The organism is Stomatobaculum sp., from assembly GCF_057248925.1.
The window spans coordinates 24,272-45,460 of the sequence record NZ_DBHIHF010000009.1; the positions used below are offsets into that span (position 1 = coordinate 24,272).

The following is a 21,189-nucleotide window of genomic DNA, read 5'->3' on the forward strand; positions in this document are numbered from 1 at the left end:
GAGATGCGGGAGGACGGCTCCTTTGAGACGCCGCGCACCACCTTGCCGGATGCGGACAGTCTGACTGCGCCGGAGACGATAGCTTCGGAGGAGAGCGGCGCCTCGGAAGCGGATACGACTGCCGGGGAGAGTACGGCAGAGAGCGCTGCCGCGGAGAGCAGTGCCATAGAGAGCAGCGCGGCAGAGAGCAGTACCGCGGCACCCGAGACGAGCACAGCCGCCGCAGAGACTACGGCGCGCAGCACGACGGCAGCCGCCAGGACCACCGCAGCTATGCAGCGCGAGACGACGGCTGCCAGACGGCAGACCGAGCGGCAGACCGAAGCGCGCGAGACCCGTCGGCGAGAGACCGAGGCTTCGACGGAGAGAAGGCGGCAGGAGACCGAAGCGCCGCGCCGGGAGACCCAGGCCACACAGCCGCCCGAAACTCAGGCCGCGCAAACCGAGCCGGCGCAGACCGTAGAGAGTCTGCCGAAAAATCCGTGAGGAGGGTAGGATGAAACGCACACTTTTAAACCTCCTTGTGCTGATTGCGGCTTTTGCGCTGCAGAGTTGTATTTTTCCGTTCATTCCCTTTCTCTCGGCGACGCCCAATCTGATTTTGATCTTTACCTTTGCCTATGCCTTTATCTACGGGCAGCGGGCAGGCATGTTCTACGGGCTCGCGGCGGGACTGTTGGTGGATCTGTTCCATTCCGGTGCGTTCGGCTTTTTCACGCTTTTCTTTGTCTGGATCGGGTTTTTAAACGGCTCGCTCTCGAAGTATTACTATGAGAGCTATATCACCCTGCCGCTCCTGCTCTGTACCGTCAATGAGTTTCTGTATAATCTTTATATTTATGTCTTCCGTTTTGTAATTCGCGGCAAGCTTGATTTTCCGTTTTACTTTCGGACCATCATCTTCCCCGAGATTATCATTTCACTGTTGTTTACGCTGATCATCTACCGCTTCTTCCTCTGGTACAACCGGAAGTTGGAGTTCCTGGATCAGAGAAGAGCAACGACCTGAGGAGAAATCAGTGCTGAGAGATTTTCTGGAATTTTTGCGGGATCGTTTTGAGCGGCTGCAGCAGAACTTCAAGGCCTCGCGCCTTGTTCTGCTCGGCTTCGGCTACATGGGCCTGCTCTGCATCATGATCTTCCGGCTCTATCATTTGCAGATTATCAATGGAGAGTCCTATCAGAAAAACTATCTGCAAAAGACGGAGAAGACTGTCGCGATTCCCGCGACGCGCGGCAATATCTTCGATGCGAACGGCAAGCTGCTCGCCTATAACCGCCTTTCGTACAATGTGACCATCAAAGACAGCGGCGAGTACCGGAAGGCCCTGCAGCGGAATCAGATGTATTATCGTCTGATTCAGATTCTGAATGCGCACGGTGAGACCGTGACGGGCCGTCTCGAAATCGGGCTGAATGAGAACAATGAGTTCTACTACACGAGTGTCAATGAGGAGGCGCGGAAACGCTTTCTCCGTGACTTTTACGGTTTAAAGCGTGTGAGCGAACTGACGGGGGACGGGGGCAAGTATCCGTCCGAAATTTCAGCCGAAGAACTTTTGAACAAGCGCTTCCTGAGCTACAAACTGAACCTTCTGACCGATGAGGAGGGCAAACCGGTCACGCTCAGCAATCTGGAGAAACTGGAACTCGTGAATATCCGCTACACCATAGGTCTCACGGCCTATCGAAGCTATGAGAGCACAACGGTGGTGACGCACGTCAAGGATGAGACGAGAGTCGATATCCTCGAGAACCAGGCGAAACTGCTCGGCGTCAACTGTGAGCAGACGACCGAGCGCGTCTATAACGACGCGGTGCCGTTTTCTTCGCTGATCGGCTATGTCGGCAAGATGCCGGACGAGCAGCTAAAGGAACTGCGCGAAAAGAATCCGGACTATACGCTCAGCGATACCATAGGCCGCACGGGCATCGAAGAGTACATGGAGCAGGATTTGCACGGCAAAAAGGGATCCCGCACCATGTATGTCGACAATGTGGGCCATGTGATGGAAGTCGAGAGCGAGACGGAGCCCGTCGCCGGCAACGATGTCTACCTCTCGATTGACCGCGATCTGCAGGTCGGCATCTACCACCAGCTGGAGCAGCACCTCGCAGGTATTGTCGCGGCAAAACTGGTCAATGAGGACAATCCGAACACGGAGACGACGGACTCGACCGCGCGCCTCATTCCGGTCAAAGACGCCTATTATCAGCTAATCGGGAACAATGTACTTTCGCTGGATCACATGAAGGGGGATTCCGCGAGCGAGACAGAGCGCTACATTGCGGAGCGTCTCAGTGCGTACAGCGAGAGTTCGCTCGCCGCGATGCGGGAGCAACTCATGAACGCATCGCCGCTCAACATGGCGGAGCTTCCGAACGATCAGCGCGCCTTTCTCTATTTCATGTACACGAGTCTGACTGCCGCGGACAGCGGTGTCATCTCCAAGGAGAAGATAGACAGCAACAAGGACTACTATGCGCGCTGGAAGGCGGATTCCATCTCGCTGCGCGAGTTCCTGCAGGATGGCATCAAGGACGGCTGGGTCAATACCACCGCAATCAAAGGCATTAAAAAGTACGCGGGAGCGGAAGAGGTGTATGAGGCGCTCGTCAATTCTTCGCTCGAGTCGCTGAAGACCGATCCGGACTTTGAAAAGCTGCTCTGCCAGTACATGATACGGAATAATCTGGTCGGCGGCAGGGAACTCTGCCTCGCGCTCTATGACCAGGGTGTGCTGGAACCGGATCCCGCGGCCCAGGCGGAGCTCGCTGCCGGCGGTCCGGCCTATGCCTACAGCTTTTTTGTCCGTCTGGTCTCGGAGCTCAAAATCACACCGGCGCAACTCGCGCTCGATCCCTGTACGGCCGGCTGTGTCGTGACCGATGTGACGACGGGCAAGGTAAAAGCGCTGGTGTCGTATCCCGGCTATGATAACAATCGCCTCACGAATACGATGGATGCGAAATACTATAACCGGCTGGTCAAGGATGAATCTCTGCCGCTCTATAACAATGCGACACAGGCCAGAAAGGCGCCGGGTTCTACCTTTAAGCCGATTACCGCGATTGCCGCACTCGAGGAAAATGTCGTCGGACTGAATGACACCGTCAACTGTACGGGTATTTACGATGCGATTACGCCGCCGCTGCGCTGCTGGATTTATCCGGGTCGCCACGGCGTCCAGAACATCGTTGCCGGTATCCGGAATTCCTGTAACGTCTTCTTTGCGGACCTCGGACATCGCCTCGCGACGAACCCGCAGGGTGAGTACGACCCCGCGCTCGGCATTGCGCGTCTCAATAAATACGCGACCATGTTCGGTCTGGACCAGAAGTCCGGCGTCGAAATTATCGAGAACGACCCCATGATTTCCGACCAGAGCCCGGAGCGGTCGGCCATCGGTCAGGGTACCAACTCGTTCGCCAATGTGCAACTCTCGCGTTATGTCACGGCGCTCGCAAACCGCGGCACAGTCTTTGATCTCTCGGTGCTCGACCGTGTGACCGACTGGCAGGGCGAGGCAATCCGGAGCTATGATCCGAATGTCATCCGCACCATGGAAGTCAAACCGGAGAACTGGGATGCCGTACAGCAGGGTATTCGCGGCGTGGTCGAGTCGGGTTCCGCAAGCCGTATTTTCAAGGGCTTCGAGGTGAATATCGCCGGTAAGACAGGTACGGCACAGGAGTCGAAAACGAGAGCCAACCACGCGTTCTTCATCTCGTTCGGCCCCTATGAGAGTCCGAAGCTCGCGGTCACGGTCAATATTCCCTACGGTTACACCTCGGCGAATGCCGCTTCCGTCGCAAAGGATGTATACCGCCTCTGCTTTGGCTATACCAATGTAGACGAAATCCTGAATGCGGGTGCGCAACGTGTCAGTGATGCCAATATCGAGGATTAAAGATTGAAAAATTTCGACATTTTAGATAAAAATACTGGAAATATTCCGGCTTTTCCGTTAGAATTTGAGGAGGCTCGCGCGGAATGGATGTAAAACGTTTTTTGCGGGTATTTTCCTTCCGCTTGCTTTTTGCAGTTTGTGCGCTGAATGTCATTGGCATTTTGGCGATTAACAGTGCGACAAACCAGAACATGAGCTATGTCGGGCGACAGGCGGCCGGAATGGTCCTGGGCATCGCGGTCATCGCGTTGCTCTGCTTTGTTCCGTATCAGAAGTTGCTGCGCTATGCGGTGCCGGTTTTTGTGCTCTGCGCAATCCTGCTCCTCATGGTTCGCTTCTTCGGTAAGAGTGTCAACGGTGCAAAGCGGTGGATTGTCCTGCCGGCACTGGGACAGGTGCAACCGTCGGAGTTTGCAAAAATCGGTGTTGCGATGTTCTTTTCCTGGCTACTCGGCAAAAACTACGAGAGTATCAATCAGCCACGATTTTTGCTGTTGTTTGCGGCCTTTGCGATGATTCCGATCGGACTCATCAGCTCGGAGCCGGATCTCTCGACAACCATCGTCGTGGCAGTCAGTATTGCCGCCATGCTGTTTGCGGCGGGTATCAGTTACCGCTGGATCGGCCTTGCGCTGCTGGTCGCCGTGCCCTTTGCCGTCAGCACCGTCTTTTTGCTGAAGCGAGGCATGGTGCCTTTCCTGAAGGAGTATCAGGTGCGCCGCATTCTGGCCTTTCTGTACCCGGCACAGTATGCGGATGCGAACTGGCAGCAGGACAACTCCATCATGGCAATCGGATCCGGGCAGCTCTTCGGCAAGGGCTTGAACAACAACACGCTCGCTTCCGTGAAGAGCGGTAATTTCCTCTCCGAGGAACAGACCGATTTCATTTTTGCCGTGATCGGAGAAGAAATGGGTTTTGTGGGTTGTCTGCTCGTGTTATTGCTCTATGCGATTCTGGTCTATGAGTGCTATTATCTCGCCGGTAAAGCGCGCGACATGGAAGGACGTATTCTCTGCACCGGTGTCGGCACACTCATTGCCTTTCAGGGGTTCAGCAATATTGCTGTGGCAACGGGTATCTTCCCCAATACGGGGCTTACGCTTCCTTTTATCAGCTATGGTGTCAGTTCACTGCTCGCCTTTTATGTGCAGATCGGACTGGTACTGAATGTCGGGCTACAACGGCGGGATATCTACCGGGAGGATGATATGCCGCGTGGCAGAGTTGGGTTCGGAGGGCAATACCGCTGAGCACCTTTCAAAGAAAGAATGAGGAATGAGCAGTATGAATATCGGATTGATTGCACATGATGCAAAAAAGAAGTTGATGCAGAACTTTTGTGTCGCTTACCGAGGAATACTTGCGAAGCACACGCTGTTTGCAACCGGGACAACGGGACGCCTCGTTGAAGAGGTCACCAACCTCACGGTTCACAAGTATCTCGCCGGACACCTGGGTGGTGAGCAACAGCTCGGCGCACAGATTGAGGACAATGACCTGGATCTCGTGATTTTTCTTCGCGACCCGCTGCAGCCGAAACCGCACGAGCCCAATGTCAGCAATGTCCTTAGGCTCTGCGATGTTCATAATATTCCGGTCGCAACCAATCTTGCGACAGCAGAGCTGTTGATTAAATCCATGGAGCGTGGCGATTTTGAATTCCGAAATTACTACCGGCGCTGACTACGCGTCGAGACGGCGGCGGAGTAGCAGGCGACGCAAAAGGCGCGGCCTGCCGCTCATCCGCCTCTTCCTTTTGCTCGCTCTGCTGTGTGCGGCGCTCGCCTATCGGGAGTTCGGCTCCCTGCTCTCGAATCGCTATGCGCCGAATACGCGCGGCAGCGCACTCTTACAGAGTACGGCGCAGGCCTCGGCGCTGAAACCGTTTGCGGCGGATCTCGCGGTTCCGGAGGCCGACAGCGGCACCGACTTGCTCGGCGATGTCCGCGCCGAAGGTGTGCTTCTGATTGACGGGACCAATGAAAAAGCACTGCTCTCGCGCAATGCCTATACACGCATGAATCCGGCCTCGACCACAAAGATTATGACCTGTCTCCTCGCACTCGAAGACAGCGACATCCACATGGACGATGTGTGGACGGCCGGTCCGGAGATTGTCGTCTCGGAACCGGGCGCCAGCATGGGCGGCTTCCAGCAGGGAGACAAGCTCACGGCAGAGCAGGTACTCTATTGTCTCATGGTTCGCTCCGGCGCCGACGCGGCCAATATGATTGCAAAACAGGTGGCCGGCAGTGAAGAGGCCTTTGTCGAGAAGATGAATGCGCGCGCAAAAGAACTCGGTGCAACCGGGACGCATTTCACCAATTCGCACGGTTTAACCGATCCCGATCACTATACGACGCCCTATGACCTGTATCTGATACTCCACGAGGCGATGAAGTACCCGGAGTTTCAGAAACTGGCGAGTCAGAAGCTCTACACAGCCGATTATGTGGACGCGGCCGGGCAGCCGGTGCAGAAAAAGTGGTTTAACACCAATTACTACCTGGTGGGCAAGGCGAAGCTCCCCGAGGGCTTTTCCGTGGTCGCGGCCAAGACCGGAACCACACTGGCGGCGGGAGCCTGCCTCGCGCAACTCACGGCGTCGGAGTCCGGAAAGCAGTATTATTCGGTCGTTTTAAAATCGCCGAATCACGATGTGCTTTATCAGGACACCAGCCTCTTATTGCAAAAAAGCGCACAAGTGCATTGAACTTTTTTCGGTGCTAACGTATAATTACGATAACAGACAGAAACCAAGGAGGTAGACACATGGTTCAGATTATTGTGGGCGTCAAGGGAAAAGGAAAGACCAAGCGACTTCTTGAGATGGCAAATGAGGCTGTCAAGAATGCGAAGGGTACGGTCGTCTACCTTGACAAGAGTGCAAAGCACATGTATGAGCTCAGCAATAAAATTCGTTTGATCAATGTGAATGACTACGAGATTATGAGCAGCGACGGCTTCACCGGTTTTGTCTCCGGCATCATTTCGCAGGATCACGATTTGGAGACCATGTTCCTCGACAGCTTCTTGAAGCTTGCGAACTTAGAGGGCGGCGATATCACCCCGGTCGTTGACACACTGGAAAAGATCGGTGAGAAGTACAATGTGAACTTCGTGCTCAGTGTTTCGATGGATGCGGCCGATCTTCCGGAGAATGCGAAGAAAGACGTTGTCGTCGCGCTCTGACCGATAGGCGCAAAGAGAATTTACGGACAGCCCTTTCCGGGCTGTCCGTCCTTGTGTACAGGCATTTTCAGCGCAAGCGGAGGTCGTTTTGGCGAATCAAAAAAAAGCGGACAATGAGCAGAAGACGAATTCCGTACTTCGCCCGGAATATATTCTGTTGATTGCCGCAGTCGTTTATCTTCTATATACCATCTGTACCCCTGTCATGCGAAAACGTCCGCGCGTCACAACCGTTGAGCCGGGCGAGATTGTGAGCAATCACTACTATACCGGCATCATACTGCGTGATGAGCAGATTGAGACAGCGCCGCGCGGCGGCTATCCGATTTACTATCTGCAGGAGGGGAAGCGCGCCGCCGTCGGCAATCGCATTTATGCGCTCTCCGCAACCGATGTGACGCCGCAGCTCGCAGGCAATTTAGGCGGCAATGCACCGCTCGGCGCCGACAATATCCATGAGATTAAGAATCGGCTCTCTGCCTACCGGAAAAGCTATGACCGCGACCAGTACGCGCAGAACTATACGGCGGAGAACAGCATTCAGTCTCTGCTCTCATCCTATGCATCGCTGAGTCTTCTCGGCAATCTGGACGAGGAGATGAAGAAGCAGGGAATCGAACTGACGGATGTCACTTCGCCGCTCTCGGGTGTTGTCTCCTTTCGTCTGGACAATTACAGTACCGTGACGGAGGACAATATCACCGCGGCGCTCTTCGATCAGGATACGACTTCCGCGGCGGCCGACAGCAAAAAGACCTTTGTGAACGCGGGTGATCCTGTCTATCGGATTGTACCTTCCGAGGAGTGGAAAGTCGTCTTTCCGCTCGATAAAAAGGAGAGCCGCGAAAATACGAAGAGCCTCCGGGTCAGTTTCATGGGCAGCAATATCAGCATGAGCGGAGACTACCGTGAAATTACCGGGAAGGATGAAGATGCCAATCAGCGCTACGGTGTCTTGACGTTTCAACGCTACATGATTCAGTTTCTGGAAGATCGCTTTGTAAAATTTCGCATTGTCGAGGGAAGAAAAGACGGCCTGAAAATCCAAAAGACCGCGCTCACCAAGAAGAAGTATTATGCGATTCCGCTGCTCTACCTGACACGCGGGGGCGCAAACAACGGCAATGTGGTGCATCGCCTGCAGATGGAGAACGGAGAAGAGCAGGCGGTCGATGTGCCGGTCACGGTTGTCCACCGCGATGATACATATTTCTATGTCAGTATGGATGAGAACGCGTCGCTGAAGGAAGGCGACTGGCTCATCAACGACGCCAGAGACCAGAAGGTTCAGGTCGGAGACACCGGAGAATTGCCGGGCGTCTACAGCGTAACCGGCGGCGTTGCGGTATTCCGCAAGGTCGAGATTATCGAAGAGAATGATGAATATGCCATTGTACACCGCGGTATCAGCGGCAGCATCAACCCCTATGACCGCATTCTGCTGAACGGAAGCGAAGGGCGAGAGGGCGAGATGGTTTATTGAGGAGGTACCTATGCTGCGTCAGCATTTAGAAGAAATCGAGAGCAATATTCAGAGCGCCTGTGCGCGGGCGGGGCGCTCGCGCGAGAGCGTCAGACTGATTGCCGTGAGCAAGACCCAGCCGGTCTCCGCAATCGAAGAGGCCTATGCGCTCGGACTGCGCGATTTCGGCGAGAACAAGGTGAAAGAAATGCTCGGCAAAGAGCCGCAGCTGCCGGAAGATATCCGCTGGCATCTGATCGGACATCTGCAGACTAACAAGGTTCGGCAAGTGCTCTCCAAGACGGTATTAATTCACTCGCTGGATTCTCTGAAACTTCTCGATGCGGTGGATTTTGAGGCCATGAAACAGCGGATTACCGTGGAAGGTCTGCTCGAGGTAAACGTCGCGGAAGAGGAAAGTAAATTCGGCTTTTTACCCGAAGAACTCTGGGGACTCCTGAATCGGCTTTGTCAGTATAAAAATCTCAAAATTCGCGGCCTCATGACAGTTGCACCCTTCACAATTAATCAAGAAGATAATCGCGCCGTCTTTCGGAAATTGAAAGAAATATCGATTGACACAAGATGGAATACACTGGATAATATCAGTATGGATATCTTGTCTATGGGTATGACAGGAGATTACAGCGTTGCGATTGAAGAAGGCGCCACCATGATTCGGGTGGGGACAGGGCTGTTTGGCGCGCGGAATTTAGGGGAGGACGGACAATGAGTGCGATAGACTGGTTAAAAGGTGTCATATTTGGGCCGGGAGGTCCGGAAGGGCCGGAAGGGCAGAAAGATCCGGATGAGATAGTCGAGGACGAGGACGAGGAAGTCAATTTCTTTGGTGGCACGACACAGTTTTACACTGGTGACGATGAGTATCCGTATGATGAGGACTATGTGTCCGCATCGGGTAACAAGAGCAGAAAAGCGACAGGCACTACAAAGTTGAAGAGCGGAAAGATGCAGAGCGGCAACATCACACCGGTCACAGGACGCTCGAATCTCAACATCTCGCTGATGACGCCCAAGAGTTTTGAGGATGATGAGATGCATAAGGCCATTCAGATGCTTCGCGATGAAGGGCGCACCATCATTCTCAACCTCGAGAACTGTGAAGAGGAGCAGAGTTTCGTTTCATTTGCAATCGGACTTGCCGGCGGCGTCAACGGCCATATCGACAATGTATCGCAGTCCATCTATATCCTGGTGCCGAAGAATGTGGAGCTCTCCGGTGATTTCGAAGATGTCGAGAGCCAGGTGGCGCAGATGCCGCGCTCTAAGTCTGTCTGATGAACGAGAGAGAGTTGCAGTTGTTTCGCAATCGCCTGCTGGATTTGTCCCGGCAGTGCGAGGATCGGAATGTGCCGACGCACAGCTATTTTCTGACTGTGGAAGAGCAACGTTTCGCAGCGCAATGTTTACCGAACGTCGCCGGAATCCGTGTGATTTCCGACGGCGTTTTTTGTGACGCTGAGAGAAAGGTGCTCTTTTTTTTGCCGTCCTATCTCGAAGAACCGCCGGAGGACGAGCTGATTTGTCTGGAGCTTGCACCGCGTGCACCGAAGTTTGCGGAGCCGCTCAGCCATCGCGATTTTCTCGGCGCGTTGATGGGACTTGGCATACGGCGGGAGATGCTCGGGGATATTACGGTAACGGAAAACAAGGCGCAACTGGTCGCGCTGCCTGCCGTCAAAGCGCTCATAAAGCGCGAATTGACGGAAGTGCGGCATACCCGCATCGAAGTGCGGGAAATACCGCGGGAGGCGCTCAGTGCCGTGCGTCGCACCGAAGTTCGCAGCGTCAATGCGGCTTCGCTCCGCGCCGATGTTCTGGTCGCCGCAGTCTGGAATTTATCCCGCACGCGGGCCAAAGAAGCGTTTTCGACGGGAAAGGTGCTGCGAAACGGCACGGAGCTCAGTAATCCGGCCGAGCTTCTGCGGGCCGGAGATGTTATGAGTCTTCGCGGCAAGGGGAAGTTCAGGCTCTGCGACGCAGAGCCGCGCACCACGCGGAGTGGGCGCCTGTATGTGGACATCGCATATTTCGTTTGAGAGAGGATTTTACTATGACAGAGAAAACCGAAACCGCTTGCTCCAAGGCGAGGATGTCGCTGCTGTTTGCCGTGATTGTTGGGCTCTGTGTTCTGCTGGATCAGTGGACCAAGCGCCTTGCGCTGCAACACTTGCCGCTTGAAACCGCAAGACCTTTTCTGCCGGGACTGGTCGAGCTGATTCGGATCGAAAATCACGGTGCGGCCTTTGGCATGTTGCAGGGACAGATGATTTTCTTTTATGGTATTACGGCGGCAATTTGTCTTTTTGTCGTTTATGTGCTTTATCGCTTGCCGGCAAAGAAACGATATATACCGTTAGTCATTAATATGGCGTTTTTAATCGGCGGGGCACTGGGGAATCTATGTGACCGTGTCATGCGCGGCTCCGTTGTCGATTTTTTCTCATTTATTCCGATCTCTTTTCCGGTGTTTAATGTCGCGGATATTTTTGTGACCTGTGCAGCTGCCGTCTTTATTCTGTTATTTTGTTTTTATTATAAAGAGGAAGAATTTTCATTCTTAAAATAAAAGGAGACAGGTTTGGAGGAGCTCATTATTCAGGAAGAACTTGCGAATAAGCGACTGGACATAGCGGTCTCCCTGCTCTTTCCGGAGCTGACACGCGCACATGCTCAGAAGTTGATTAAGGAGGGAGGCGTTCTGGTCGACGGCAAGCCGCGCAAGGCGAGCTATCCATTGACAGCGGGAGAACGCCTCTCGGTCACTTTGCCGGAACCCGAGGCGACAGAGGTGCTTCCGGAGAATATTCCGCTCGACATTCTTTATGAAGACAAGGATGTCATCGTAATCAACAAGCCCAAGGGTATGGTGGTTCACCCGGCAGCCGGGCATACCGGCGGAACACTGGTCAATGCCCTCCTGTACCACTGTAAAGACAGCTTGTCGGGCATCAACGGGATTCTTCGGCCGGGGATTGTACACCGCATCGATAAGGACACGACAGGTGTGATGATTGCCTGCAAAAATGACAGGGCGCATCAGTGCATTGCCGAACAACTGAAGGCGCACAGCATTACGCGCCGTTATCTCGCACTGGCACAGGGCAGGATGCAGGAAGAGGAAGGAACTGTGGACGCACCGCTCGGGCGTGACCCGGAGAACCGGAAACGCATGAAAAGCGGTATCATCGGCGGCAAGCATGCGGTCACCCACTACAGGGTGCTGGAGCGCTTTGCATCGGCAACGTATCTCGAGTGTCGTCTGGAGACCGGACGGACACATCAGATTCGAGCACATCTGGCCTCGCTCGGCCATCCGTTGCTCGGCGACACGGTCTACGGTAGCGGGAAAAACCCTTATCATCTGGAGGGGCAATGTCTGCATGCGGCGGTGCTTGGCTTCCGTCATCCGGCGGACGGCCGCTATCTGGAGTTCACGGCGCCGCTCCCGACCTATTTTGAAGCACTGCTCGACAAGTTTCGACAAAAAGCATAGATTTACCTTTTCACTGCAAAATGTTACAATAGAAGAACAGAGAAACCCGTATTTTTAGCATTTCTGTGGGAGGTGCCTTATGGAGACAAAGAGAATCATCACCTTGGGACGTGAGACCGGAAGTGGTGGTCATAAAATCGGAGAGATGCTCGCCGCAAAACTCGGCGTTAAGTGCTATGACAAAGAACTTTTGGATCGCGCCGCAAAAGAGAGTGGTCTCTGCCGAGAATTGCTGGAGTCAAACGACGAGAAGCCGACGAACAGCTTTCTCTATTCCCTGGTCATGGATACCTATTCTCTCGGCTATTCCTCCTCGCCCTATGTGGATATGCCGATTAATCAGAAGATTTTCCTCGCACAGTTCGATACCATTCGAAACCTCGCGCAGCAGGAGAGCTGTGTGATTGTAGGTCGCTGCGCCGACTATGCGTTGGACGGCATGCCTGGCGTACTCTCGGTATTTATCTCCGCAGCGGAGGAGGATAAAATCACACGTGTACAGAGTTACCAGGGCGGCAACATCAGCCGCGACAAGGCGCGTGAGATTATGTTAAAGACCGATAAGCGGCGCTCCAGCTATTACAACTATTACTCCAACAAGCGCTGGGGCGATTCCAAGAGCTATGATCTCTGCATCAACAGCAGCAAGTTCGGCCTGGAAGGTGCGGTACAGCTGATTCTTGACAGCTTAAAGAGGGAAGAGGAATTCCGGAATGGCAACAGATGACAAGAACGAGCGCGAGCAATATCTGAAGGAGCTCGCTCGTCTCAAATCACTTCGAAACCAACATAGAACGGAGAAGAAAGACGCGGTGGAGGACGCCGCGTCTCTTCCTGTTCACAGGGAGACCGCAAAGCGAACGGACCGAGAAACGGAAAGAGAAATTGGGGAGCCTGTGACAGAGAAAGCCGAGAGCGCTTTCGAGAAGCCGCAGTTTTCTGCGGAGGAGCAGGAGAAACGCAGATTAAGACGCGTTCTTGAAAACATGCGAAGACAGGAGGCGGCTTCCCGCAGACAGGCGGAACAGCAGTCAGCGGAAGCGCAGGAAGCAGCGGAGGAGGAAGTCGAAGAAGCGCCGGAAGAGATTCCGGCGGGAAGATTCGCAGAAAGAGAAGGGGTGCGTGAAGCGCACCACGAGGAGGAAGAGATGGCGGGGAAAACGGCACGCCGACCGCGGCGGCAGGCAAAGGAAAGTAAAGCCGCGACCGTCAAGCGAAAAAAAAGAAATCCTCTTCTGGTCCTGATCGGCCTCCTCTGTGCTTTTCTGGTTGTTTGGGGAGGCAAGACACTCTTGCTCGGTCAGAAGACGCACGAGACCGGCTTCTATACAGTCGCGGTGTTTGGCGTGGACTCCCGGAACGGTAACCTCGGAAAAGGTGCGCTCTCCGATGTCAACATGCTGGTGAGCCTCAATAAAGAGACAGGGGATATCCGTATCTGCAGCATTTTCCGAGATACCTTTGTACAGATTGATAAAAAGGGTAAGCACCATAAATTCAATGAAGCCTATTTTCAGGGCGGGCCCGAGCAGTCCCTCTGGATGATGCGTTATAATCTCGACATTCAGCCGGATGACTATGTGACCTTCAACTGGAAGGCTGTGGTCGATGCCGTGAACATTATGGGCGGGGTGGATCTTGAGGTTACACCCGCGGAATTCAAATATATCAATTCCTTCATCACGGAGACGGTGAAGTCCACGGGAGTCGGATCGGTGCAGCTCACGCACGCAGGGATGAATCATCTGGATGGTGTACAGGCTGTTGCTTATGCGAGACTCCGCCTTATGGACAGCGACTACAACCGCACCGAGCGCCAGCGCAAGGTCGTGTCACTTCTGATGGATAAAATTCACGCGGCCGATACGGCAAAGCGCATGGAGCTTGTGACTTCCGTGTTGCCGGAGACCAAGACCAGCATGGGAATCGATGATGTTCTGGCTTACGCGAAGGATATCAAGAAGTACCATATCGCGGAGAGCTCCGGCTTTCCGTTTGAGCGCGACACAGCCTGGGTTGAGAAAAAGGACTGTGTGGTGCCGATTACGCTTGAGAGCAATGTTGTGAGCCTGCACCAGTTCCTGTATCAGCAGGAAGACTATCAGCCGAGCGCCTCTGTGAAAGAGGTGAGCGCTTACATCGTTAAGCGGACCGGTATGAAAGGCAAAGGCGAAAAGGTCGATATTCAGACAGACAAACCGGGTGCCGTCGGCAACACCGGGCCGGTCAAAGAGAAGACAAAGAAAAACACGGAAGTCGAGACTGCGCGCGAAGAGAAGAAAAGCAACAAGCAGAGCAGCAGCGCGGCAGAAAGTGCCGCAACAGAGACTGCCTTGACGGAAACGACCGCTGCGGAGACGACAACAGCTGCCGAGACCGAGAGCCGCAAAAAGCGTCGCACGGAGAGCACGACCGCTACGGCTGTTGAGACAGCGGAGAGCCGCAGCGGCCGCGTGCAACCGAACGGCGGCAAAAACAATTCCAATGACAGTGAGAACAGTGAGGCCGAGCGCGGTCCGGGATCCGGTGTCCAGGAAAACAAGCACAGTGCGACAACCGCTGCCGATACCGAGCTTGTCGGGCCCGGCGCAGGTTTGCCGGCCAACTAAATTGCAAGACCGTTTTGACGGTATCAATCCCCCTTTTCCGGTAATTCCGGCAGAGGGGGATTTTTCAATACCAACTCCGTTTTCCCGCTGAAAGGCAGAAGAGATTTCGATATGGCGGGTACGGTTTCGCGGGAGAGTCCGGCAGAGTTCATGAACGCCCGGTAAAAGGGAGAGCATGAGAGGGGAAGCTCACAGGAAAAAGTCATCGGACGGCGGGAGAGTGTGGAAGTGAGCGGAAGAGAAAAGCAATGCATAGAATATAAATATATACAGAATTAATGAGTATGCACTAAAAATGAATTCAATGCATCAATATGCGCTAATATAATCAGCCGACCGGCGGCTTGCCGTTGTAACAGCCTGCGTCAATCGCATCTAGTTTTAAATACTGGTTGACCTAACTCTAAAAATGACTTAGGATAGAGTCGGTTTCGGTGAATCGCCGGAATTGGAATTTTGATATTGTCTAAGCACGCTACTGCTATTGAGGAGGTCAGCCATGTCGGAAGAACTTCACTTGTCTGTCAACCATAGAGAACTGGAAATTCCGCTGCTTCAAGGCGGCATGGGGGTCGGTGTATCGCTGGAGCGTCTCGCGGGAAGTGTGGCGGCCTGCGGTGCCATGGGCTGTATCAGCACAGCTGACTGCGGCTATCGCGAGCCTGATTTTTATAAGAACCCGGAAGAGGCAAATCTCCGCGCGCTGCGGCAGGAAATCTCGGATGCACGGGACATCTCAGGCGGACGCGGTCTGCTCGCCATCAATGCGATGGTCGCCACGCAGCAATTTGCCGAGGCCATCCGGACGGCAGTCGCTTCGGGCATCGATGCGGTAATCTCGGGTGCCGGTTTACCCTTGCAGTTGCCGGAGTTGGTGCCGGAAGGCAGCGCACTGATTGCGCCCATTGTGTCGGGCGGGCGTGCGGCAAAGCTGATTCTGCAGTCTTGGATGAAGAAGTACAATCGCTTTCCGGATTTCATCGTCGTTGAGGGCGCCAAGGCCGGCGGCCATCTCGGATTCAAGGAGGATGAATTGCTGGCCGGTGAAGCCCCCTCTCTCGCGGCCATTCTGAAAGATGTGCTGGAGAATATTCGTCCCTTTGTCGATGCGGCAAAACGCAATATCCCGGTCTTCTGTGCAGGCGGTGTCTGGAATCGGGAGGACATACAGACACTCACGGAACAGGGGGCTGCCGGCGTGCAGATGGCAACCCGCTTTATTGCGACCGAGGAATGTGATGCCTCTCAGGCCTATAAGGATGTGCTGCTCGGCGCAAATCGGGAAGATGTCTCTATCATCCACAGTCCGGTCGGTATGCCGGGACGCGCTGTGCAGACCCCGCTGTTAAAGAAGCTAAGCCTCGCGGGCCGCATTCCTCCGGTCCACTGCTCTCGTTGCATCAAGAAATGCAATCCCGCACAGGTGCCGTTTTGTATTACGCATGCATTGATTGAGGCGGTCAAAGGCAATCTGGAGACAGGACTTTTCTTTACCGGCGAGAATGTCGGCAGAATGAAGAAAATGACCACAGTGCCCGCTCTGATTAAAGAACTTGGGTATTGAAGAACCCCGTACATTTATAAAATCAGAGATACTAGCTGCGGAGTCCGGAGAAAATCCGGACTTTGTTTTTATCTGTCGTGAGACACGCAAATTCGTAGGGATATCACAAGTTTACGAAATAATATTATGTAACCTTATGGGCGGTTGCAAAGCAATCCATTGATAAGCTGCCTGTTACGGGCAAGCGGATTTGAATGAAAATGTGATGGAAGATTTTTTGTAATCGTAACACTTACATAAAATAAATGGGAGTTACATCCGGATGACAGATGAACCGATTGACCAAGCTTTCCAGCTGTACAATATTAAAATAAGGAAATGACGGAAATTCAGCCTGACAGGTCCTTGGATCATGGAATCGCTTCGTGGCAACAATACATACGGAGAATGAAAGGATAAGCAGCTGACGCAGCCTTGAGTCATAGGGATAGCCTTGCGACGCAGATATACATACAGAAAAGAAAGAATAAGTTGATGCACATGAACTGACATAACGAGAATCCAGCCATAGGTCCTTAGGCCATGGGATGGCTGTGCGGCGCAGATACATCCGAAAATGAAAGGATAAATGAGTCAATGCACAAGAGCTGACATAACGAGAATCCAGCCATGGGTTCTTAGGCCAGATGAGCAATTCAGCATTAAAAATTAAAATGCGGCAGGCAGTCCGGTGATATGAATGAATTCAGAAGAGAAATCGTTGCAACTTGAGATGACTGTTCAATCGGCACATGAAATCGTGAGGCGGGAACAAAAACGGGTCTTGAGAGCAGTAAAACTCCGCACTATAACTGTTCGCGAAATGCTTGTTTAACGAATAGTTATGTCGTATACTATTGCTGAACGGGAAAATTGAGGCATTTCGGAGGTTTTCGTATGGCTGACACAACACAAAAAAATAACAACTATTTTGCGGAACTTGACCGCGCGAATATTTTACATCTTCGGGAATTGCTCGCAGAGCTTCCGGACTACTGCAGAACGTATCTCCGCGGCATTGAACCGAGAACACAATCCCGCACACGAATTGCGTATGCCTATGATTTGCGCGTATTCTTTCAATATCTGATGCGCGAAAATCCTGTGGCTGCCCGCTGTGGCACAGCCAAGGAAATTCCGCTTTCTCTTCTGGAAAAGCTCCGTGCGACCGATCTCGAGGAATATATGGAGTATTTGAAGTATAGACCCACAGAGCAAGGGGAAGGCAAATTGAACCAGGAAACGGGTATCAAGCGGAAACTCTCCTCCCTGCGCAGTTTCTATAAATATCTCTATCAAAAAGAAATGATTGAGAGCAATCCGGCAGACCGTGTGCTCCTGCCAAAGCTGCACGAAAAAGAAATTATCCGTCTCGATGTCGACGAAATTGCGGAGCTGCTGGATCAGATCGAATCCGGAGAAAAGCTGAGCGAACGCCAGCGTCGCTACCATGAAAAAACCAAGCTTCGGGATTTGGCGCTGATCACACTCTTGCTTGGCACAGGCATTCGTGTCTCCGAGTGTGTCGGCTTGAATCTCAATGATGTGGATTTTAAAAATGACGGAATCCGGGTACACCGGAAAGGCGGCAAGGAACAGATTGTCTATTTCGGAGATGAAGTTGAGGAGGCACTGCTAAACTTCATGGAGGAACGGGAAGCCTTGCTCACAGAGGGGTTTCAGGAGCAGGCGCTCTTCCTGTCATTGCAGCAAAAGCGGCTCTCTGTGCGAAGCGTCGAAAAACTGGTCAAAAAATATGCGCTTGCCGCAGCACCTCTCAAGCATATCACGCCGCATAAATTGCGCAGTACCTACGGCACAACGCTGTACCGCGAAACCGGAGACATTTATCTGGTTGCCGATGTTCTGGGGCACAGCGATGTCAATACCACCAAAAAGCACTATGCGGCGATTCAGGAAGATCACCGGCGCAGCGCACGCAATAAGGTGCGGCTGCGCGAGGAAGAGTAAACTTACTCTTCCACTGCTTCGAGGACGGTCAGAAAGCAGCCCGGATACAGACGGGTATTCCGGTCAATGTGATTGACGCGGCACAACTCCTCCAGATAGGAATCATCGGAGCGATACAGTCCTCGGTTATAGCGTGTCGCGAAATCGTCCAGCTTATCTCCTACCTGAATTTTAACCGCGCGGTAGCGATATGCTTCGCTGTGATCGGGGAGTTCTCCGGCGCGTGCCACGGAGGCGCGACCTGCAAAAAAGGCGAGCAGAAGGATAAAAGGAAGCAGGAAGCCGAGCAGGCCGCGTTTGTTCTGTCTGCGCGGACGCACACGGTGACCATAGCTCCTCTGCAGTTCTGATACCCGGTGATTCCTATTATTGTTTGCCTGTCGCATGGGTTATCCTCCTTCGAAACTTTGTTCTTGAACATCTGTTTGCATCTTACCACGCGAACGGAAGTTCGGCAAGCAAAAAAGCGAACAAAATTTCGCGAACAATCGTTTGCTTTTTGGGGCGCTTCGTGCTACACTTTTAACGAGAAAGCTGGAAGTCTCGGAGGAAAAGTTATGAGCCGTGATACCATATCAGAGAAACAGAGAGAAATTCTTGAATTCATCAAGGATTGTATTTTGCAGAAGGGCTATCCGCCATCCGTGCGCGAAATTTGCAGTGCCGTGAAGCTTCGCTCCACCTCGTCGGTACATGCGCACCTCGGGGCTCTGGAGGAGGCAGGCTACATTCGCCGCGATCCGGCAAAGCCTCGCACCATTGAAATTGTGGATGAGGCCTTTAATTTGTCGCGTCGTGAGGTCGTCAATGTGCCAATCCTCGGAAGTGTTGCGGCGGGACTCCCCATTTTTGCGGAACAGAATATCAGCGACTACTTCCCCATTCCCGCAGAGAATCTTCCGAACCAGGAGACCTTCATACTGAAGGTACAGGGAAATTCTATGGTCAAGGTCGGAATTCTGAACGGGGATCTGGTCATTGTCGCGCGCCAGTCCACAGCGCGAAACGGTGAAATCGTTGTGGCGCTTGTCGAAGACGGGGCGACTGTCAAGCGCTTCTACAAGGAGAACGGCCATTATCGCCTGCAGCCGGAGAATGACGCGATGGAACCGATTATCGTCAAAGATGTCACAGTACTCGGCAAGGTTGTGGCGCTCTACCGGAATCTCTGACAACAAGTGTCGGCTGTCTGCTATAAAGTCAAAAACGGATGCCATCCTGCATGATGCAGGATGGCATCCGTTTTTTTGGAGCGAAAATTTTGCGGCCCGGAAAACAGGTTAGGCAGCAGACAGGTATCTCCTGTCTTACAGGAAAATATATTTCAGGATGAAAATGAAACTCAGCACATACATGAGCACCGTGACCTTTTTACCCTTACCGGCTGCGAGGTGCAGTACGGTGTAGCTGATGATGCCGAATGCGATGCCTTCGGAAATCGAGTATGCGAACGGCATTGCAAAGATGCAGATAAACGAAGGAATGGCAGTCAGCATATTGCTCCAATCAATTTTGCTGACCTGCTGCATCATGAAGAAGCCGACGATAATCAGCGCGGGAGCCGTTGCAAAGGAAGGAATCGCGAGGAATATCGGTGAGAAAAAGAGGCTCAGCAGGAACAGGAAACCTACGACAATCGAGGTGAGTCCCGTGCGCCCGCCCTCTGCGATGCCGGAGGAGGATTCCACGAAGGTGGTAATGGTCGAAGTACCGAGTACAGCGCCGACCGTAGTTCCGATTGCATCTGCGAGCAGCGCGCCCTTGATGCGCGGCAGCTTGCCGTTTTTGTCGAGCATATCTGCCTTCGAAGCACAACCGATCAGGGTGCCGAGCGTATCAAAGATATCGACAAAGAGGAAGGAAAACACAACGACCACAAAGTTCAGCGACAAAAGGTCACTGAAATCCATCTTAAACAGAGTCGGCGTCACCGATGCGGGCATTGCAATGAGAGAAGACGGAATCAGACTGTAAAAGCCGGCGTCGGGATTCGGCACATAGAGACCGAACAGCTGGCAGAGAATCCCGAGGCCCCAGGTAATCAGAATTCCGAGGAGAATGTTGCCCTTCACATTTTTGATGACGAGAAGCGCAGTAATCAGCATGCCGATCAGTGCGAGCAGCACGGTGATACCCTCCGAGGAAAATGTGCCGCTTGTGACCGAACCCTTGAAGGAAAACAGAGTGACCAGCGTCGCGCCGTCGACCACAATGTGGGCATTCTGAAGACCGATGAATGTGATGAAAAGACCGATGCCGACCGAGACCGCAAGTTTCAGCTCGCCTGGGATTGCATTGAAGATGGCTTCACGCACATTGGTCAGCGAGAGGACAATAAAGATGAGGCCTTCCACGCAGACGGCGGCAAGCGCAACTTCCCAGCTGTACCCCATGCCCATGCAGACTGTATAGGTAAAGTAGGCGTTCAATCCCATACCGGCTGACAGTGCAAAGGGCAGATTCGCGAGCAAAGCCATTGCGAAGGATGCAATGGCCGAAGCGAGTGCGGTCGCCGTGAAAACAGAACCGCTGTCCATGCCGGTTTTTCCCAGCAGATTCGGGTTTACGGCGAGGATATAGGCCATGGTCATGAAGGTTGTGATACCTGCGATCACTTCTGTCCGCACAGTCGTGCGGTTTTCTTTCAGGTGAAAAAACTGTTCCATATGCAAGCTCCCCCTATTCATTTACAGAATTAAATTATGTAATCTTTCCCTCGTTACTCCTCAGAAATGCGGAATGTCTTCGGATCCACGGTGATGCCGTCTGCCCAGATGCGCTCCAGATTATAGAAGCGACGATCTTCACCGTTGAAGATGTGAATCACAACGTCCTGGTAATCGAGAAGAATCCAGGTGCCGCCGGAATATCCCTCCTTCTGGCGCGGAAACACCTCATGCTTTGCAAGCTTCTCCTCGATTTCATCGGCAATGGCCTGCGTCTGCTTCTGGTTGGTGCCGCTGACAAGCATGAAATAGTCA

Annotated in this window: 20 protein-coding genes; 17 read left to right on the forward strand and 3 right to left on the reverse strand. The window is 53.1% G+C overall.

Going from position 1 to position 21,189, the window contains the following annotated elements; genetic code table 11:
• The first annotated feature begins 496 nt into the window (after nt 1–496).
• From mreD to ACO4XG_RS04475, 16 genes are all read left to right on the forward strand, one after another.
• Nucleotides 497–1,009, forward strand: a complete 513-nt coding sequence (gene mreD, locus ACO4XG_RS04400; protein ID WP_009532154.1) for a rod shape-determining protein MreD — start codon at nt 497–499, stop codon at nt 1,007–1,009.
• A gap of 10 nt (nt 1,010–1,019) precedes the next feature.
• Complete coding sequence (locus tag ACO4XG_RS04405) at nt 1,020–3,911, forward strand: penicillin-binding transpeptidase domain-containing protein (RefSeq protein ID WP_308508299.1); 2,892 nt, start codon at nt 1,020–1,022, stop codon at nt 3,909–3,911.
• Nucleotides 3,912–3,994: 83 nt separating this feature from the next.
• Complete coding sequence (locus ACO4XG_RS04410) at nt 3,995–5,164, forward strand: FtsW/RodA/SpoVE family cell cycle protein (RefSeq protein WP_009532152.1); 1,170 nt, start codon at nt 3,995–3,997, stop codon at nt 5,162–5,164.
• 34 nt (nt 5,165–5,198) lie between these two features.
• The gene (mgsA, locus tag ACO4XG_RS04415) at nt 5,199–5,597 is read left to right on the forward strand and encodes a methylglyoxal synthase (RefSeq protein ID WP_009532151.1); all 399 of its coding nucleotides are present in this window, start codon (nt 5,199–5,201) and stop codon (nt 5,595–5,597) included.
• Nucleotides 5,569–6,627, forward strand: coding sequence for a D-alanyl-D-alanine carboxypeptidase family protein (locus ACO4XG_RS04420; RefSeq protein WP_308508298.1), 1,059 nt, complete (start codon nt 5,569–5,571; stop codon nt 6,625–6,627). The genes mgsA and ACO4XG_RS04420 overlap by 29 nt, the downstream gene beginning before the upstream one ends.
• A 59-nt stretch (nt 6,628–6,686) precedes the next feature.
• Complete coding sequence (locus ACO4XG_RS04425; protein WP_308508297.1) at nt 6,687–7,106, forward strand: twitching motility protein PilT; 420 nt, start codon at nt 6,687–6,689, stop codon at nt 7,104–7,106.
• Nucleotides 7,107–7,194: 88 nt separating this feature from the next.
• Nucleotides 7,195–8,589, forward strand: a complete 1,395-nt coding sequence (locus ACO4XG_RS04430) for a biotin/lipoyl attachment domain-containing protein (RefSeq protein WP_308508296.1) — start codon at nt 7,195–7,197, stop codon at nt 8,587–8,589.
• A gap of 10 nt (nt 8,590–8,599) precedes the next feature.
• Nucleotides 8,600–9,301 (forward strand): YggS family pyridoxal phosphate-dependent enzyme, encoded by a 702-nt coding sequence (locus tag ACO4XG_RS04435; protein WP_308508295.1) that lies wholly within the window; start codon nt 8,600–8,602, stop codon nt 9,299–9,301.
• Nucleotides 9,298–9,867: a cell division protein SepF gene (sepF, locus tag ACO4XG_RS04440; protein ID WP_308508294.1), complete on the forward strand. Its 570-nt coding sequence runs from the start codon at nt 9,298–9,300 to the stop codon at nt 9,865–9,867. Before ACO4XG_RS04435 ends, sepF begins: the two co-directional genes overlap by 4 nt.
• The gene (locus ACO4XG_RS04445; RefSeq protein ID WP_308508293.1) at nt 9,867–10,628 is read left to right on the forward strand and encodes a YlmH/Sll1252 family protein; all 762 of its coding nucleotides are present in this window, start codon (nt 9,867–9,869) and stop codon (nt 10,626–10,628) included. The genes sepF and ACO4XG_RS04445 overlap by 1 nt, the downstream gene beginning before the upstream one ends.
• Nucleotides 10,625–11,158, forward strand: a complete 534-nt coding sequence (gene lspA / locus ACO4XG_RS04450) for a signal peptidase II (RefSeq protein WP_485129659.1) — start codon at nt 10,625–10,627, stop codon at nt 11,156–11,158. The genes ACO4XG_RS04445 and lspA overlap by 4 nt, the downstream gene beginning before the upstream one ends.
• A gap of 12 nt (nt 11,159–11,170) precedes the next feature.
• Nucleotides 11,171–12,085, forward strand: a complete 915-nt coding sequence (locus tag ACO4XG_RS04455) for an RluA family pseudouridine synthase (RefSeq protein ID WP_308508291.1) — start codon at nt 11,171–11,173, stop codon at nt 12,083–12,085.
• A gap of 79 nt (nt 12,086–12,164) precedes the next feature.
• Entirely contained in the window at nt 12,165–12,812 is a 648-nt protein-coding gene (locus ACO4XG_RS04460; RefSeq protein WP_009532142.1) for a cytidylate kinase-like family protein, read from the forward strand.
• Nucleotides 12,799–14,694, forward strand: coding sequence for an LCP family protein (locus tag ACO4XG_RS04465; protein ID WP_308508290.1), 1,896 nt, complete (start codon nt 12,799–12,801; stop codon nt 14,692–14,694). Before ACO4XG_RS04460 ends, ACO4XG_RS04465 begins: the two co-directional genes overlap by 14 nt.
• 499 nt (nt 14,695–15,193) lie before the next feature.
• Nucleotides 15,194–16,258 (forward strand): NAD(P)H-dependent flavin oxidoreductase, encoded by a 1,065-nt coding sequence (locus tag ACO4XG_RS04470; RefSeq protein WP_308508289.1) that lies wholly within the window; start codon nt 15,194–15,196, stop codon nt 16,256–16,258.
• 876 nt (nt 16,259–17,134) lie between these two features.
• On the forward strand, nt 17,135–18,208 hold the full coding sequence (locus tag ACO4XG_RS04475) for a tyrosine-type recombinase/integrase (RefSeq protein ID WP_308508288.1): 1,074 nt from the start codon (nt 17,135–17,137) through the stop codon (nt 18,206–18,208).
• A 2-nt stretch (nt 18,209–18,210) separates the two neighbouring features.
• Here ACO4XG_RS04475 and ACO4XG_RS04480 read toward each other — a convergent pair whose 3' ends face one another.
• Nucleotides 18,211–18,594: a hypothetical protein gene (locus ACO4XG_RS04480; protein WP_308508287.1), complete on the reverse strand. Its 384-nt coding sequence runs from the start codon at nt 18,592–18,594 to the stop codon at nt 18,211–18,213.
• Between the two features lie 171 nt (nt 18,595–18,765).
• On the opposite strand from ACO4XG_RS04480, the gene lexA reads away from it, so the two are divergent.
• Nucleotides 18,766–19,380 carry a transcriptional repressor LexA gene (gene lexA / locus ACO4XG_RS04485; protein WP_308508286.1) on the forward strand — a complete coding sequence of 205 codons (615 nt, stop codon included), beginning with the start codon at nt 18,766–18,768 and terminating at the stop codon, nt 19,378–19,380.
• A gap of 135 nt (nt 19,381–19,515) precedes the next feature.
• On the opposite strand, the gene ACO4XG_RS04490 is transcribed toward lexA, so the two are convergent.
• Both ACO4XG_RS04490 and rsfS read right to left on the reverse strand, forming a co-directional pair.
• Nucleotides 19,516–20,874: an NCS2 family permease gene (locus ACO4XG_RS04490; RefSeq protein WP_308508285.1), complete on the reverse strand. Its 1,359-nt coding sequence runs from the start codon at nt 20,872–20,874 to the stop codon at nt 19,516–19,518.
• Nucleotides 20,875–20,927: 53 nt separating this feature from the next.
• Nucleotides 20,928–21,189, reverse strand: a 262-nt coding sequence (rsfS, locus tag ACO4XG_RS04495) for a ribosome silencing factor (RefSeq protein ID WP_485129660.1), incomplete at its 5' end; no start/stop codon positions are given.